Annotated in this window: 12 protein-coding genes; 7 read left to right on the forward strand and 5 right to left on the reverse strand. The window is 43.2% G+C overall.

Translation table 11 applies throughout. The features are described 5' to 3' along the window. Window positions 1-21: 21 nt before the first annotated feature. Window positions 22-2,433, reverse strand: a complete 2,412-nt coding sequence (locus ACK4EX_RS07410) for an AsmA-like C-terminal region-containing protein (RefSeq protein WP_409771310.1) — start codon at window positions 2,431-2,433, stop codon at window positions 22-24. A gap of 29 nt (window positions 2,434-2,462) precedes the next feature. Continuing rightward, window positions 2,463-3,458 (reverse strand): pseudouridine synthase, encoded by a 996-nt coding sequence (locus ACK4EX_RS07415; RefSeq protein ID WP_409771312.1) that lies wholly within the window; start codon window positions 3,456-3,458, stop codon window positions 2,463-2,465. A 131-nt stretch (window positions 3,459-3,589) separates the two neighbouring features. Between ACK4EX_RS07415 and ACK4EX_RS07420 the strand changes: the two genes are divergently transcribed. Beyond that, on the forward strand, window positions 3,590-4,606 hold the full coding sequence (locus ACK4EX_RS07420) for a radical SAM protein (protein ID WP_409771314.1): 1,017 nt from the start codon (window positions 3,590-3,592) through the stop codon (window positions 4,604-4,606). Between the two features lie 81 nt (window positions 4,607-4,687). Here the strand turns inward: ACK4EX_RS07420 and ACK4EX_RS07425 are convergent, their stop codons facing one another. The 3 genes from ACK4EX_RS07425 to ACK4EX_RS07435 all read right to left on the reverse strand — a co-directional run bounded on the left by ACK4EX_RS07425 (window position 4,688) and on the right by ACK4EX_RS07435 (window position 10,896). Next, window positions 4,688-7,603, reverse strand: coding sequence for an OmpA family protein (locus ACK4EX_RS07425; RefSeq protein WP_409771317.1), 2,916 nt, complete (start codon window positions 7,601-7,603; stop codon window positions 4,688-4,690). Between the two features lie 123 nt (window positions 7,604-7,726). After that, window positions 7,727-9,010, reverse strand: coding sequence for a replication-associated recombination protein A (locus tag ACK4EX_RS07430; RefSeq protein WP_409771320.1), 1,284 nt, complete (start codon window positions 9,008-9,010; stop codon window positions 7,727-7,729). Then, the gene (locus ACK4EX_RS07435) at window positions 9,010-10,896 is read right to left on the reverse strand and encodes a 7TM diverse intracellular signaling domain-containing protein (RefSeq protein WP_409771322.1); all 1,887 of its coding nucleotides are present in this window, start codon (window positions 10,894-10,896) and stop codon (window positions 9,010-9,012) included. Before ACK4EX_RS07435 ends, ACK4EX_RS07430 begins: the two co-directional genes overlap by 1 nt. A gap of 282 nt (window positions 10,897-11,178) precedes the next feature. Between ACK4EX_RS07435 and msrB the strand changes: the two genes are divergently transcribed. The 6 genes from msrB to ACK4EX_RS07465 all read left to right on the forward strand — a co-directional run bounded on the left by msrB (window position 11,179) and on the right by ACK4EX_RS07465 (window position 16,428). After that, window positions 11,179-11,592 (forward strand): peptide-methionine (R)-S-oxide reductase MsrB, encoded by a 414-nt coding sequence (gene msrB / locus ACK4EX_RS07440; RefSeq protein ID WP_409771323.1) that lies wholly within the window; start codon window positions 11,179-11,181, stop codon window positions 11,590-11,592. Further along, a complete protein-coding gene (locus ACK4EX_RS07445) occupies window positions 11,573-12,367 on the forward strand; it encodes a rhomboid family intramembrane serine protease (RefSeq protein ID WP_409771326.1) in 795 nt (264 codons plus the stop codon). The genes msrB and ACK4EX_RS07445 overlap by 20 nt, the downstream gene beginning before the upstream one ends. A 67-nt stretch (window positions 12,368-12,434) precedes the next feature. Further along, window positions 12,435-12,833, forward strand: coding sequence for a hypothetical protein (locus ACK4EX_RS07450; RefSeq protein WP_409771328.1), 399 nt, complete (start codon window positions 12,435-12,437; stop codon window positions 12,831-12,833). After that, window positions 12,830-15,124, forward strand: a complete 2,295-nt coding sequence (locus ACK4EX_RS07455; RefSeq protein ID WP_409771330.1) for a BamA/TamA family outer membrane protein — start codon at window positions 12,830-12,832, stop codon at window positions 15,122-15,124. The genes ACK4EX_RS07450 and ACK4EX_RS07455 overlap by 4 nt, the downstream gene beginning before the upstream one ends. 10 nt (window positions 15,125-15,134) lie before the next feature. Further along, window positions 15,135-15,905, forward strand: a complete 771-nt coding sequence (locus ACK4EX_RS07460) for a class I SAM-dependent methyltransferase (RefSeq protein ID WP_409771333.1) — start codon at window positions 15,135-15,137, stop codon at window positions 15,903-15,905. A 73-nt stretch (window positions 15,906-15,978) separates the two neighbouring features. Continuing rightward, entirely contained in the window at window positions 15,979-16,428 is a 450-nt protein-coding gene (locus ACK4EX_RS07465) for a MarR family winged helix-turn-helix transcriptional regulator (RefSeq protein WP_409771335.1), read from the forward strand. The last annotated feature ends 28 nt before the right edge of the window (window positions 16,429-16,456 follow it).

Genomic DNA, 16,456 nt, shown 5'->3' on the forward strand with positions numbered 1-16,456 from the left:
AGCGGGAGTCGTTAGCTTTTTTTACTTTTCATCCCATTCAAATTTATACGGGCTCTTAGAGGGTTTTGAAGGCTGGACGGTGTCCGTGGATTCTTCTTTTTGTTTATTAAAAAGCTGATTTCGAGAGCGAATGAGTTCGGCTTTAATGGGTGTGATTTTCGGCTGATCAGTAGTGCCCGATATGCGAATCCAGATGCGGGCACCGTTTTCGTCTTCTTCAAAGACCACATCGTTAAGCGAACGGCTGTGTTTTCGCTTCTGGTAGAGCACATCGCTCAAACTCAGGCCAACCTTGTAGTCGATCGCGTTTTCAAAACTATGTGTGCCTTCTAAAATCAAATTCAACGCATTTGAACGGATTTCAAACTGCGGGATTTGAATGAGCTGATTTTCAATCTTAAGTCTGTTGGTGAGTTCGTCAAACCGAATGTCTTTCAACTCATCCACATCGGCAAAGCGGCCGAGAGCTTCCATAGGTTCAAAATCGATCAGCCGGCCATTTTGCACCTTCAGTTCCATTTCTGCCGAAATCCGTCTTACATCAGGGTCGAGGTCAGCTGCGAGAGGAAGGCTAAACTGCACCGTGCCCGAGAGCTTTCCTTGTAAATTTTTATGAGTAAGTGTCTGCTGCTCGAAATTGTTAAATCCGATCATTAGCTGACTTAGGTCTATTCGGCGTAGTTGGGTTTTACCATTTATCGCATAGCCAACTGCCGTGCTATTTAAATTTCCTTCAAACTCCAAAGTGCCCCCGAAAAGATTCATGGTAAGAGGGCGAAATTCCAAGTTTTTATCTGGCTTTAGAACTTTAGCTTTAATATCCGTGCACTTTAACTGTTTTACAGTGTAGGTGCCGATTTCGATTTGCACATCTAATCGCGTGCGATCGAGGGCTGACAAGGGTGAAATGGAAGATGTGGTAGATGATTTCCAAAAATTTTCATCATATGCATCAATATCGAAAACACCTCTGATCTCAACAAAAGCTGTAGAGTCAACCAACCACTCGGCTAAACCTTTTATTTGCAGATCAGCATTTACATTTCGATCGTTTACCGCTAACCTCTGCTGAAAGTTAAATCCTTGTTTGTCGATCGAAAGATTTAACGCCGGTATTGATACGCTGTTGTTTTCTATTTTAAGGTTAAGGTGCTCCGAACGCAACAAACATTCAAATTTTTCGGGAAGAACAATGTTTTTTTTCTTTCCGGGAGTATCGTCCATGCGGTATCTGAACTGCACCTGGGCTGTTACAGCGCCTTGCCCGCTTACAGATTGACCAAAACCCGTCAATTTAGCTAAACCGTCTGGCTCACCCTTAACTGCCAAGTTTCCCTCAATGAGTGCAGATTTTTGTTTTTGAATGGCAAGTGTTCCTGACACTTCAGTGCTTGCGCTGCGACCAGCGAGTTCGCTAATATTAATTTCAAAAACATTATTTTCGTAATGAGCCGATCCTTTTGCTTTTAATTCGTCAATCTGTATATCGCTTTTTGCCCATAAGACTTTTTGAAAACTGCCATTGAAAGTAGAAGCAATTGACCATTTTTCCGCTGATCTTTTTGCATGAATAATTGCTGAAATATTATCTTTTTTTATTCTAAAGTCAGAAAGGTATTTATACAGTATTTTTTGTATTGATGGGTTGGAAAAAATCTTTTGATTTTTACACTCTATAAAAAATTCATCTTTCGAATTTTCTCTTGTGAAAATCAAGTCAAATTTTGACCTGTCAATTTCAGCATTCTCAAGTTTGAGTAAAATGAACTTTTGACCATTTATTATATCACAAGCAGCTGAGTGTGAAATTTTTTCTTCAAACGAAATGTCTGGTGTACGCACATAAATGTTTCGCGCATTCCAATGTCCTTTTATGCGCACGCTGTCTCTATAGCTCGTTGAAAGCTCTGATGAAAAAATTTGCTGCGAGGTAAATATTTTATCTCTGAAATTGCTAAAAGTAACTTGAAGATTGGTAAGATGTAATTTTTCAATATCAATAGGTGAAGAATTAGATGCTGTATCTGCTTTGAAAATGGTGAAATTATTTCTTCCATCTTCAAAAAATTTAATATGCGTGTAACCATTTTCGAGGCCGATTTCATTGATGTAATATCGACCATACACCACATCGAGCAATGAAAATTTTATGTACAAATTATCGACTTTTAATAGCAATTCAGGGTTTTCGACGGTCGATTCGGTACAGCGCACCTGCCTGAAGACCACAGCTAAGCGAGGGAAGTGTTTAAAACTTACATCTACTTTGTAAACTTCGATGGGTACAGCAAGGTGATCATTCAATTGGCGAATAACTTCTTGAATTACCTTGTCTTTTTGGTAATAAAAGTACAAGGACACTACACCTGTAAGCAGTATGAAGGCAATACCAATCCAAAAAACAGCTTTGAAAGCTTTTTTAATCCAATTCATTTCGCACAAAAGAAATGAATTGCGAAGGATTATAGCATTTTTAGATAAGCTATTTCTTTATCGGTCAAAAACCTGTAATGCCCTCTTGGTAAGTTTTTTTTGGTGAGGCCAGCAAACATGGTGCGATCAAGCGCTACGACTTGATAGCCAAGATGTTCGAAGATTCGGCGAACGATGCGATTGCGACCAATGTGCAACTTGATACCCACTTGATTGCGATCCTTGCCTTCGACGTATTCGATTTCATCCACGGGTGCTGGGCCATCGTCGAGCACCACGCCACGGCGAATTTTTTCCATATCGCCGGTTGAAACATTTTTGTCAAGTACTACGTGATAAAGCTTAGGTGCTCCGTGCGAAGGGTGTGTAAGTTTTTTGGCCAATTCGCCGTCATTCGTCAGTAATAGCAAGCCGGTAGTTTGGCGGTCGAGTCTGCCTACGGGGTAGATGCGCTCTTTACAAGCCCCAGCTACGAGTTCCATTACGTTTTTGCGTGCTTTTTCGTCTTTGGTCGTCGTGATATAACCCTTAGGTTTATTTAGCAAGATGTACACTTTTTTTTCGCCCTTTATGGTGCTTCCGCCATATTTCACCACATCTTTCTCAGGGTCAACGCGGACGCCCATTTCGGTTACTATTTTGCCATTGACCTCTACTAATCCCTGACGGATGAGTTCATCGGCTTCACGGCGTGAACAGATACCTGCGTTAGCAAGAAACTTATTGAGTCTTAGGCGATTATCTTTTGGCTCTGTAGTGTGCTGTTGTATTTCCTGCGGATTTTTATAGAATCTTTTGAACCCGCCCTTGAAGTTCGATGAGTGCTCGAAATTCTTTCCCCGACTTTTAAAATCTGAAGTGAATTCCTTTTTGCGGTAGTCTTGTTTCTTCTCCTGATAAGAACCTTTTCTTTGTAAGTTCGACATGGAGGAGGATTTTTTGTTGTTGTCTCTGTTGTTGGGTTTACCCTCCCGGGCCAAAGGCTTTCCAGAGCGTTCGCCTTTGTTTTTATCCCATGTATTCATAGTTAGTGATAATGAGCTGCAAAGGTAGAGAATTAAAAAGGCAATGAATGTAAGTAAAGTTTAATTCTAACGAAAATCATGAATGCTTTTCAGCATCCACACTCTTTTTGCACCATTAATGCGATGGAAAATTGAGAAGAGTTAAAAACTTCATTAGCAAGCGTGTAGATGCGAATTCCATAGTATGGCCAATGGCGCGGGTAGCCTCTACTGCCTTATTTCAGTACCGATACTTACGCTTTCAAAAATTTGGTAACCCACTAAACAACTTTCGTGAACTCTACATTGAGCCGGTAAGCTATTGCAATCTACGCTGTCGATTCTGTGCACTTGACCATTCGAAACCAAAGCGTCGCTTTGATCTTGTTGTATTTGAAGAGCTTTTAAATGAAATTTTAACAGATCGAAGGCTTACCGCACTGCAATGGATTCACTTACACAACGGAGGAGAGAGCACTTTGCATCCGCAATTAGATGAAATACTATATTTAATCGACGAGGCTAAGAAGAAAGCGGCAGAACTTAATAAACCTTTTCCTAAGGTAAGTCTGCTGTCTAACGGCACAGTGTACAGGCCCAAGCTGGCCGATGCACTTAAAAATACCCGGGCCTTGGACTTATTGCGCTTTAGCATGGATGGTGGTTCACCTGAGATGTATGAGTACATTCGAAATAGATCTCATTGGAAGACCTTTCGCGAAACGGTGCTTTCGTATATGCTGGCTGCGCGTTTGTCACAGCGGCCACCACAAGTAGAGTTTATTACTTTACTTGCCAATAACCAACTTCCTAAAACAGTTCATCATAACAAAGAATTCGCAGAGCTGCTGCAACTGGCTGATGACTATGAGGTGCGTTTTGCCCACGACTGGGGTGGCCAGCTCGGGCAAGAATTCGCTTCATTGCCCAATCCGCTGCCCCTGCACAAGCGCGGCTGTAGATTGCTACTTCACAGCTTAGTGCTTCTGGCAGATGGACATGCCACAGTGTGTTGTACCGACTTGAATGGCAAAGGAATCATTGGAAAATTTCCTGATGTATCACTGGCGGGACTATATCTAAGTGTCAAACGCATGTGGATGCTCGATAAAATTGCTAAAGGTCGAAATGCCGAAGTACCTCTTTGTGCTAAATGTGAAGGATTTTAAACCATTCAAAAATCAGAAAGGGCACCCGAAAAGGCGCCCTTTCCTCTTATTGCAGATTACCTCAAATAACCCAACCTGAACTTAAAACGATATGCCGACTTTAAAACCGTTGAAATTGATTGTCGTTCCCCGATTTATAAAAAAGCCGCCGTGCAGAAACCTCCATCGCGCTTGTACGCCAAGGCTTGTGAATCTAGAAGTACCAATTTCATCGAATGTGTAACCATTTAAATTAATAGTATACTCTGGAGCTATTACAAAATTTTCATTGAAAGCGAGATTGTAACGAAGGCCAACCGGAAAGCTAATAAATCCTTGATGTGATTTATCTTCTGAAAGTGGTGCAACGTCGGCAAGATTAAAATAGTCTAATCTGTAGCCAGCCATAGCCTGTAGCGGTAGCCGAACAATTTTACCAATATTTATTTTAAACAACTGCGAAAGATTGGCTCCCCAGTCTACATTGCCACCGCCTAAATAATACGTCAGATGTGTTTCAAGGAAAGAACCAGCTGACAAGTTGAGCTGTACTCCTGTAAAATTACCTATTTGAAGTAAACTATTTGGCATTATTTCCATGTTCATGTATGACAAATTAAGTGTCTTGTATATGTAATGTCCGTCAGGGATTATATCTCCTCTCGACCTTCTTGAGCTTTTATCAGATGTGCCACCTTGCACATTTCCCCCTGATCCATTTCCATCAATGATGACGACATCTCCACCTCTTCTGCGCTTTTTCTTTTTTCGAGGTTTTGCATCAGTGATGATGATGGTGTCGTCGGTATCTATTGGTTTGACTTTGCGTTCTTTTTGCTTGCGTTCGCGCACCTTTTTCTCTTTCGGGACTTTTGTGGTTTTTGTTTTCACTTTAGAAGTTTCGTTGGCACATGGGCTGCCTTTCGGTAAACCAGCAAGGTTGGCAGCAGCTTTCAGCGTCGAATAATAATCTGTGATTTCAAAGGTGGCTAAAGGAGTCTGTTCTGCAGGCTTTTCTTCTATCAGATCGTCTGTGCCCGAGAGTGCTGCTCTGCGATCGATGATGGTTACTTCCACCCTGCGGTTTTTGCGTCGACCCTCTTCGGTGCGGTTATCAGCTACCGGACGAGTTTCCCCATATCCGACAGCTTTGATCCGTTGTGGATTGATGCCCTTATTTACCAGATAGTCTTTTACGGCATTTACGCGTTCCTGAGAAAGGCGAAGGTTTTTTTCGTCGCTGCCAATGGAGTCGGTATGCCCTCCCAGCTCAATGTAAATGTCGTTTTTGGCCAGGATTTCGTACAAGGCATCGAGCGAGGTGCGCGATTGAGGTGTAAGGGTAGCTTTGCCGAGGTCGAAGTAGATGTCCTTCAGTTCAAAGCTTGCACCTACGGTGCTGCGCTGCACCTTGTAATTGCGTACGATATCGGGGATTACCACATCTTCGAGCAGCCAGCGGTCGCGGGAGTTTTCTACTTCAGCGGCCATAGCGCGCAGGTGCAATTCGCTTTGTGCAAGGGCTTTGAGCAGGGCTTCGTATTCTTCTTTTATGCGGTCACTTTCTGAAGCCATACGGGTATCGATTTCTTTCAGGCGCTCTTCGAGCAAAGCCCTTTGACGGCGAATGGCTTCAAGTTCATCACGAAGACGTTTTTTGAAGCTGTCGCGCGGGATAAGTCTGCGAATGTCTGATAAGTCAAGAGTGTCGGATAGGTAGAGAAATCCGCGGGTATTGATTTCTGCCAGATACTTTCTACCCAGAGTAAGTTGTGTAAAATACGCTCCACTGGCAGCATTGGTTGCTACGCGGGCTACTTCCCGACCGGTGCTTAGATCTGTGTACTTGATGTTCAGTAGAGCAGCTGAATCCCTTTCATGAAGCACAGCGCCCGTGATGTTTACGGTTTTTTCCGGTCTGAGCAGAATAGGTATGATCGTTCGGTAAATGTCGGTGTTTGTTTTTTTTGTGCTACTTCTTCGGAAGAAATAAGCCAGATTGCCTTCGGTAGTGATAGAGAAGTCGTATTCATCTAAAATTGTGTTGATGTAGGGACCCATATTGACGGGTGAGCTCCACTGAGTATAGCTGTCGTCGAGTCTCCGGGCCATGAAGATGTCATATCCGCCAAAACCACGGTGTCCGTTGGATGTGAAATAAAGTGTTTTGCCATCGGCACTGAGTTTGGGATACATTTCGTTGCCGGCAGTGTTGATGGTACTACCCAGATTTACAGGTACGCTCCAGCCAGCGGGAGTGAGTCGGCTCATATAAATATCCATCTTACCGGACCCGCCAGGGCGGTTGCTTACAAAAAGGATAGTCTGCCCGTCAGCTGCCATACAAGCCTGACCTTCGTAGGCTTTAGTATTGATAGCGGCCCCCAAATTGCACGGCTGGCTCCAGTCTCGGCCTTCGGCATTGCGCACGGAATAGTAAATGTCATCCTTGCCAAAACGGCCAGCGTGTTTGCCGCCCAGCAAGGCGACCTGAGCATCAGGCGATAAGCTCCACAGCACTTCGTCTTTTTGTGTGCTGAGAGCCTCTATCAGCTTCGGAGTGCTCCAGGTGCCATCTTCACGGCGGTCGCTATACCAGATGTCGTACCCACCGCTGCCCCCTGTGCGTTTGCGAGCCGCGAAATACATTCGCTTGCCATCGCGTGAGATTAGAGGCATTAGCTCAGCAACTGAAGTGTTAATGCTGTCGCCCAGGTTTACGGACTTTACTGGTTCATCGGCCCTTCGCAGCATGCTTAGCCACCAATCTGCCGTTTCCATGTTGGCTTTTGGGTCCTTTTGTTTGTAATTTTCTAAAGCGATAATGGCCTTATCAAAGTCGCGCATCATAAAGTAAGCTTTGGCCATATCAAAATATTTTGATGGCTTGAGCAATACTTCGTTTTCGTAAGCGTAAGCAGCTGAGCGGTAATCGCCCTTTTTCATGAATTTGTCTCCCGACTGGCTGTAAAGGGTGAAGCTAAAGCCAATTGCAAGAGCTAGAAATTGGGTTTTCATCTTTCTTTCAGATTGGGTTTGCTCTGCAAAAGGGCTAACTTTCAATAGATTTTGAACTACATCATTTGTGGTAATTTATAAGTCAATGTATGTAAGATGTGATTTTTGAGGGAGCAAAAGATTTTATTTTTTCTTTTCTCGCAAGGCAACTTTTAAATGCTCTATTCGAGAAGCACTTTGTTCCTCGCGTTCATTATTGCCAGGCGTATAAAATTTTTTTCCGATGAGCTGATCAGGTAAACATTCCTGGTCGGCTATATTGCCCTCATAATTGTGTGAATATTTGTATTCTTTGCCGTAGCCTAAGTCTTTCATCAATTGTGTAGGTGCATTTCTCAGATGAAATGGCACAGGAAGCTGACCCGACTGCGCCACTTCAGCCAGAGCAGCATCTATGGCTGCGTAGGCAGAATTGCTCTTGGGCGACTGCGCCAGATAAATGGTACACATTGACAGCGGAATTCGGGCCTCCGGCATCCCTATTTTTTCAACTGCTTCAAACGTAGAATTGGCCATTACCAAACCAGTAGGATTAGCAAGCCCGATATCTTCAGCAGCAAGGATGATCAACCTACGGGCGATGTACAGAGGGTCTTCACCTGCATCGAGCATTCGGGCCAAGTAATACACTGCTGCATTGGCATCACTGTTTCGCACGCTTTTAATGAAGGCTGATATCAAGTTGTAATGATCTTCACCCGCCTTGTCGTGATAGGGGGTTTTGCGCTGTAAGATTTCAAGGCAGCGCTCCGTTGTTAGCGTTTCGCCGGGCAATGCATTCATCGCCAGAATCTCGATTAAGCTCAGGAGCTTTCTTCCATCGCCGTCGGCCATGCGCACCAGCATCTCCGGATCAGATATTTTCAAACCAAGCGATGCAATTTTTTCGTCTTGCCCAAGTGCCCGGGCGAGCAATTTTTTCATGTGATCAGGCCCAAGTGCATGGAGCACATACACGTGCATGCGAGAGAGCAATGCTTTATTGATTTCAAACGATGGATTTTCTGTTGTAGCTCCAATGAGTACAATATGGCCGCGCTCCACAGCATGGAGCAATCCGTCTTGCTGAGTTTTGTTGAAGCGGTGAATTTCGTCAATGAAAAGGATAGGAGCACCTTTTGATAGTAAACCACTTTCTCGGGTTGCTCGATCCAGAATTTCGCGCACATCGCGAAGGCCGGCTGAAACAGCTGAGATGGAGAAAAAAGTGCGTTGACATGCTCGGGCAAGTATCTCTGCCAATGTCGTCTTGCCTGAACCTGGTGGCCCCCATAAAAGCATCGAAACCGGCTGACCGGTGCGAACCATGTATTCGATGGGCTTTCCTGGTGCAGTAAGATGCTCCTGACCCACAAATTCCTGAAGCGATTTCGGGCGCAGGCGTTCAGCCAATGGAGGGTTGTTCATTATTCTGGAATCGTATGGTCAAAGGTAAGAGTGAACGTAGTGCCCTTACCGAGCTCAGATGTAATGCTGATGCTACCCTTCATTGCATCGACGAGCTCTTTTATTAAAATTCGACCTATACCAGTTCCTTTTTCACCCATAGTTCCTACCGTGGTCGAATCACCATTTTTTTGAAAAAAAGTCCGGACGCGTTCTTCGCTCATGCCTACACCATTGTCGCTTACTGTAATTTGACTTTTGTTATCGGGAAGTTCTTTTACTTTAATAGTTAGGCTGCCGCCTATTGGCGTAAATTTCACTGCATTGACCAGAAGATTTCGGAGTACAACTTCCAAATAAAATTCATCGGCCAGAATAGTCTCGCCAGGTGAACAGTCTACAGTTATGTGTATTTTTTTGCTGGTTGCCTGAGGCTTAATCTGAGTTAAAACCCTCTCAATAAGTGCGTAAATATTAAAAAAAGACTTTCGAGGTCGGAGGTCTGAATTTTTTATTTGTGCAAATACAAGTAAATTCTGAAGGATTGAAAATGTATTGACAGCTGAGTTGTAGATTAAATCGATCGTTGAATTGTCAATATTTTCACCTTTTTCTTTATTAATTTCTAACAGGCCGATAACATTTGAAAGGCTGCCTTTTAAATCATGACCTATTATTGTGAGCAATTTGTTTTGATACTCGTTTTTTGCTTTAAGCTCTGAAGCGGCTTTTTCAAGTGCAGCATTGGCTTTTTTCAGATCGCTTGTCTGCCGATCTACCGCGTCTCTGAGCATCAGATTCTGCTGGCGGATGATGTTTTCTTTTTCTATTGCCTCTTTTAAAAGTTGGTTTTTTAGTTTTTTGCGCTCCTTCAGACCTTCATTGACTCGATCGGCCACCGCCAGAGATAGCAGCACCATATCGAAGCCCGAACCTATCTGTGAAGCATGCACGAAAAGCGGAATGTTGGGCAATACATTCATCCGTGCCATGATCGATACAATCACTCCAATCAGCAAAAACGAAAAGGCTATAACATAGAACACTGCAGGTCTGTAGCCCCTGAGCATCAGCACAATACCAGCCACAAGCATCAAAAAACATCCAATTGATCCGACCAACTGAACAAGAACATTCGCCAGAAGTTTCTCTCCAATAAAGGGCAAGAAAAAAACCGGAACATTTACCCAAAAAATTCCCCAAAGCACCCCGTTCCAGAACCGTGAAAAGGACTCAGGATGCAAAAATTTAATTGAAAACAACATAGTGAAAATACCCAGGCCGTAGATGATTGGCTCATTTTGATTGATGACAGGAAACCTGGGCCATAAATACCAGAACGTGTAACCGTTGAGATGTAGTGTAATAAGAGCCGTAGCTAATACATGCAAAATGTACCAAACGTAGATTCCGTCGCGGATGCTCAAATAAAAGAAAAGGTTGTAAAGCACAATTAGGACTACAAAACCAATGTAAATGCCTTGCAAAATAGCCTCTTTTGTGTTTTCATAGTTAAGTGACTTCCAGGTATATAGTGTAGCAGGGAACTGAACATTGTAAAAACTACGGACTCTAAAAAACATCTGGTATTGCCCTGGCGGAATGATAAATTTGAAATAATTTCCAAGAATTTCACGCTTTTCAAATTCAAAATTTGAGCCGGTAGTAAATTCTTTTACAACTACTCCATTGCGAACAAGGTAAAAACTTATGGTATCTAAAATCGGATATCCGATATGCAAAATGACATCCTCATTTGACTGGTTGTTGATATCAGCGTGAAACCAAACTGGATTTTGGTTAGTACCCAGATGAATATTATCCTTATTCCAGCGCTCAAATCGATCTATGTACAAGGGAAGGCTTTCTATCGTTAATGATTGGCTGCTATCGATGTATACATTCAAATATTTAGATATGGATTTTTCGAATAGACGATCAATTCCAGGCGATATATTTACTACTCTACTAGCAAAGGCCGATGCTATATAGAAAATGGAAAAAAAACATATGTAATAAACGCGCCTTCTATTCATAGCAGCGCTCAAAAAATATGGTATCGCGGTAAAAATAAAAATATATTTGTATTATGCTATGAATTTTTGAACAAAATGAAGGAATTATCTTTTCATCTTTTAGTGCTTCTTGTGTCTTTGAATGTTCAATGTCAAACCCAAAAAACGCAAAAAGTGACTTCAAACAACAATGAAAACTTCGAAATAAAACTGAGCGAGGAGGAGTGGAAAAAACGCCTTACACCCGAAGAATTTTACATTCTACGGCAGAAGGGAACGGAAAGACCCTTTACTGGTAAGTTTTACAAACACTTCGAGCCTGGCATTTATGTGTGTAAAGGTTGTGGAAATGAGCTTTTTTCGTCAGAGAGCAAATTCGACAGTCACTGTGGCTGGCCGAGCTACGACCGTACAATCAGCAGCCGAAGCATCGTAGAAAAGCCCGATTACTCCTATGGCATGATACGCACAGAGGTGCTGTGTGCAAAATGTGGAGGTCATCTCGGACATGTATTCGACGACGGGCCGACCGAAACAGGGCTACGCTATTGCATCAACTCAGTGGCTATTGACTTTAAAAAGAAATAGAAACTCAGCTGAATTGAAATACAATACTACATCACAGGCCCTACTGATTCCAAAATTTACGGCTGGAGAGCATCCTTCAGAACCAGCATTTAAAGAGCGATTCTGGAAGTTACCCCTCCTTATTGCCATAGCCATCGTATTTGTCTTTTGGCTCGACGATTATTTCTATCTCGATCTCTACAGATTCGGGTTGTTGCCCCGAACGTTTGAAGGTTTGATTGGTATTTTCATTACACCCTTCGTACACAGCAGTTTATCGCATCTGCTCAACAATCTTTTGCCTCTGTTTTTGCTATTACTTTCGATCAACTATTTTTATTCATCTATTTCGCGCAAAATCATTCTCTCCGGATACATCATTACTGGAATTCTGGTGTGGATAATCGCTCGCGACCATTACCACATAGGGGCAAGTGGACAAGTGTATGCTTTTGCTTCTTTTGTCTTTTTCAGTGGGTTAATTAAAGGCAAAGTCCATCTGCTGGCCATATCCTTGCTTGTGGCCTTCTTATACGGTGGATTGTTTTGGGGCATTTTTCCTATTCATCCGCACATTTCCTGGGAATCCCATTTAGCAGGTGGTTTTACAGGTTTTATCTTAGCTTTGTATTTTCGCCATCATGAACCCTACTATTCCTCACCTATTGAGGGCTTTTCCAAAAAAAAACCTACTTTCATCAAGCTGTTCCCAGAGGCTCCAGCTGAGTACGAAACCAGCATATCCGACATCAGATTCCGCCATATTACTTACTATTACACCAAACCGCTCAAGTAAATACATCTTTACGGCAGTTGCTTTACTAATTGTAAAACTTCTGGCCGGTCAGGGTGTTCTCTACGTAATGCACCCTCAGAAAGCTCCTCAACTGCGCATCAAACCTGGAATGGAGATTTCTGTCATTCAATATCGCGACAGCACCACAATCAGAGGTTTAGTCGGTCAGATCGATAGCCAGTACATAGATGTGAGTCAGTTTCACATTCCTTTGCGACTGGTCGATGAAATTCACTATCAAAATCAACTTCATCGCCTGTTTGGAGATGCTGTAATGGCTGCCGGGGTATTTGCACTGGTCATTCCACCGATTAACAATACGATAAATAACCTTCCGGCGTGGGATCGCGATTATCTGATAGCTGCTTTTATCGGTATTCCAGCCGGTATAGCCATTAAAAAATTGACCATTAAAAAGTTTAGGAAGAAAAAAGGTTTTTACTGGCAATACTATCACTTAGAGTGAGAGGCATAAAGCAGAGCACATACAGATTTTTCCATTTATTGATTTTTACAGCGGCCATAAGTAGCTGGAGCTGTTCCACCACGCGATATGTGCCTGAAGGACAAGCCCTTTTAAAGAAAAACACCATACTGATCAAGGATAAAGGAATAGAAGCCGCCGAACTGGAACCCATCCTAAAACAACAACCGAATACTCGCTTGCTCCTGCTTCCGCTTTCTTTGTATATATACAATTGGGGTGGTTTTTTCAAAAAAATAGGAGAGGCCCCTGTACTTTACAATGAATCCGAAGCCTATCGCTCAAGCCAACAGATGCAACTTTACCTTTTTAATAAAGGCTATTTTTCAGCTCAAGTCGTTCATGAAAAGAAATTTAAAAACAAGCGACAAAATAAAGTGGAAGTCTACTACCGTGTGACGCTCAACGAACCTTTTACCGTGTACGATTTCTCAATCAACAATGCGTCTGTGGCGATCGACTCCATGTTTGCAAATGTTGTGGGATATCCCACCATTAAGCCTGGCACTTTACTCGATTTCAACTATTTAGACCAGTTGAGGGAAAAAATTGCCAGAGACTTTCGAAACAATGGGTTTTACGACTTTACAAAAGAATTTATCACATTTGATATCGACACCATCACTACACCACCTCGGCAGGCATCGCTCAGGATGAACATTTTGCCCAAGCCGGTAAAAGATGGCGATTCGGTGCGCTATGTATCGCTGTATCCTTACAAAATCCAAAGCGTACAAATACATCTTACACCACGGCGTGCAGAGCTGCGTACTGCACCTATGGAGATCAAACATCGCGGGTACGATTTGTTTATTTATCAAGAAAATATCTTCCATCCAAGGGTTTTTACGGATGCCATTGAATTTCAACCCGGGCAGTACTATTCCGAAAACCGCGTGCGCGAAACCTTTAGACATTTAAACAACCTGAAGCTGTTTACAGGAACAGAAATCAATTTCAGACCTAAAGACCCTTTGAGCGACTTACTTACAGCAGAAGTAAGACTATCGCCCGAAAGCCGACAAGGAATCAGTCTTAGTGCCGAGGGCAGCATATCATCAGGACAGCGCGGTGTAAGTGGCAGTGTAAGCTGGCTCAACAGAAACACTTTTGGCAAAGGCGAAATCTTCTCTCTATCGCTTACCGGACTACTCGAAGTGCAACTGTCTCAAGGACAAACAGGTGGATTTAACACGTTGGAAATCGGTGCAGAGGCTGCCGTTACTTTTCCGAGATTTCTCTTGCCTTTTAACACCGAAGGTCTGCTGCCCAAAAGATTGGAACCTCGCAGTAAACTTTCCACAGGTATCATTCGCCAGCAGCGTTTTCAATTCGACCGCGTGGTGTACCGAGCTGGTCTAAATTACCAATGGAGAGAAACTTCTCAAAAAACACATCAAATCGATCTGTTGGAGCTGAACTACATCCGCCTATTTAAAATAGACCCCGATTTTGCCCAAAGTGCCTTTTTGCTGTTTGGCTTTCGCGACAATTTCATCGCTGCCTCACGATATGCCTACACATACAACAGCCAGAAACCCACCTATCAACCTAAAGCACTGTTTTTTAGAGGATTGATAGAATTGGCTGGGACCGGAATTCTCCCTCTGATCGATGCGCTCTTCGACCTTCCGACAGATGCCAACAACGTGAGCAAACTCTTTGGCGTAGCTTACGCTCAGTACGTAAAGTTTGAAGCTGACATTCGACGGTATTATTACTTCAACAAAAACAACAGCCTGGCTATTCGCCTCTTTGCCGGCTATACGCGCCCATATGGAAATTCGTTTGACACAACTTATGCATTTCAAGCTCCTTTTGAAAAGAGGTACTTCATCGGTGGAGCCAACGATCTGAGGGCATTTCGGGCTTTTTCGATCGGCCCAGGCACCTCGCCTGCTTCTCTACCCATCAATACGGCTCCCATCAAGCTCTTATCGTCCATCGAATACCGCTTTACCGTGTACAAAGCTTTTAAATCTGCTCTTTTCCTTGATGTGGGAAATATTTTCTACGAAAACCTGCCTATCAGAGGTACTGATAAAATGGTCAAAGACTTTCATCCGGACCAAATACTCACTACCCGAAATTTTTTAAGCGCACTTGCACTTGGTACTGGCCTTGGCTTGCGTTACGACTTCGACTTTTTCATTATTCGGGTAGATATAGGAATTCCTCTTTACAATCCGGCTTTTCAGTCCGGCAACCGCTGGATTTCGCCTACAGAAGTAAAATACTGGGTGTTTCAACCCGGTTTGGGATTTCCTTTTTAAAACTCTCAGGATGAAACAAATTTTTCGACTATTACTTAAATACATTCCCAGGCCTTGGCTTATCAGAGGCAGTTATTTAGCCAAGGATGTTTTGGCGCTTTTTATGTACGGCACCCGATACGAAGACCCCATCGATGGGCGCACATACCGCAGCTTGCTGCCATATGGCTATGGCGATCGGCAGCGGCCAAATGTGCTTGCTCCGGCATCGCTCAGCTTAGAGCGCCATCGCCTCATGTGGATCTACCTGAAGAAACAAACCGACTTTTTCACCGCTCGACTCAAGGTGCTTCACATTGCACCAGAACAATGCTTCTATGGGCGCTTTAAAAAAATGAAAAACCTCGACTACACTACAGCCGATCTCGAATCGCCTTTAGCAGATATGCATTTCGACCTGCACGACATTCCCCTGCCTGACAATACCTACGACGTGGTCTTTTGCAACCATGTGCTGGAACACGTAAACGACGACATTCGCTGCATGCAAGAAATCAGGCGCATCATGAAGCCAGGCAGCTGGGCCATCATGCAAGTGCCCCTCGATGTAAACCGTTCCGAAACTTTCAGCGACCCTACCATCACCGATCGCGCTGAGCGCGAACGCATCTTTGGTCAATACGACCACGTACGCGTGTATGGCACAGACTATCCCCACCGATTAGAACAAGCAGGTTTTAAGGTCGAAGTTTTTGATGTAAAAAAACACTTAACCCCCGACCAAATCGATCGATTTAGAATTCAGCCCAACGAACTGCTCTATATTGCACGAAAAATTTAACAATTGCAATTTGAAACATTTCTCATTTGTATAATTTTGCGCAAAATTTTTTATAATCGCTTGAAACTCTGTCATGAAGCTTGAGGATGAAATAAAACAAAAAACCTTTCCAAACGAATTTTCTAAGGCATCTATCAACATTCTGTTTACTTACAGCTATGTCTATGTAAACATTCAAAGGTTTTTGAAAAAATACGGACTAACTCCAGAGCAATACAACGTGCTGAGAATACTGCGAGGCCACTATCCTGAGCCGTGTACCATCAATACCATCCAAGACCGAATGCTCAACAAAACATCTAATGCATCGCGTTTGGTGGATAAACTGGTGGCTAAAAAGCTCGTTGATCGCCAGCAAAATGCCGCTGACCGCCGTCATGTGGATGTAGTTATTAACAAATCCGGAATTCAACTATTAGCAGAGCTCGATAAACCCGTGAGTGAACTGCACAAACAGATCGTCCACCTTACAGAATCCGAAGCTCGCTTCCTCAATCAACTGCTTGACAAACTCAGAGGGTAATTCATCGTATTTTTAACCCTCACATTGC

Origin of the sequence: Thermaurantimonas sp. (assembly GCF_046299575.1) — a bacterium.
GTDB lineage: Bacteria > Bacteroidota > Bacteroidia > Flavobacteriales > Schleiferiaceae > Thermaurantimonas.

Excerpts from the sequence above, each read along its gene's own strand:
- ACK4EX_RS07410 (WP_409771310.1), bottom strand. The coding sequence starts at position 2,433 with ATGAATTGGATTAAAAAAGCTTTCAAAGCTGTTTTTTGGATTGGTATT.
- ACK4EX_RS07460 (WP_409771333.1), top strand. The coding sequence starts at position 15,135 with ATGAAACAAATTTTTCGACTATTACTTAAATACATTCCCAGGCCTTGG.
- ACK4EX_RS07425 (WP_409771317.1), bottom strand. The coding sequence starts at position 7,603 with ATGAAAACCCAATTTCTAGCTCTTGCAATTGGCTTTAGCTTCACCCTT.
- ACK4EX_RS07450 (WP_409771328.1), top strand. The coding sequence starts at position 12,435 with ATGCACCCTCAGAAAGCTCCTCAACTGCGCATCAAACCTGGAATGGAG.
- ACK4EX_RS07465 (WP_409771335.1), top strand. The coding sequence starts at position 15,979 with ATGAAGCTTGAGGATGAAATAAAACAAAAAACCTTTCCAAACGAATTT.
- ACK4EX_RS07415 (WP_409771312.1), bottom strand. The coding sequence starts at position 3,458 with ATGAATACATGGGATAAAAACAAAGGCGAACGCTCTGGAAAGCCTTTG.
- ACK4EX_RS07430 (WP_409771320.1), bottom strand. The coding sequence starts at position 9,010 with ATGAACAACCCTCCATTGGCTGAACGCCTGCGCCCGAAATCGCTTCAG.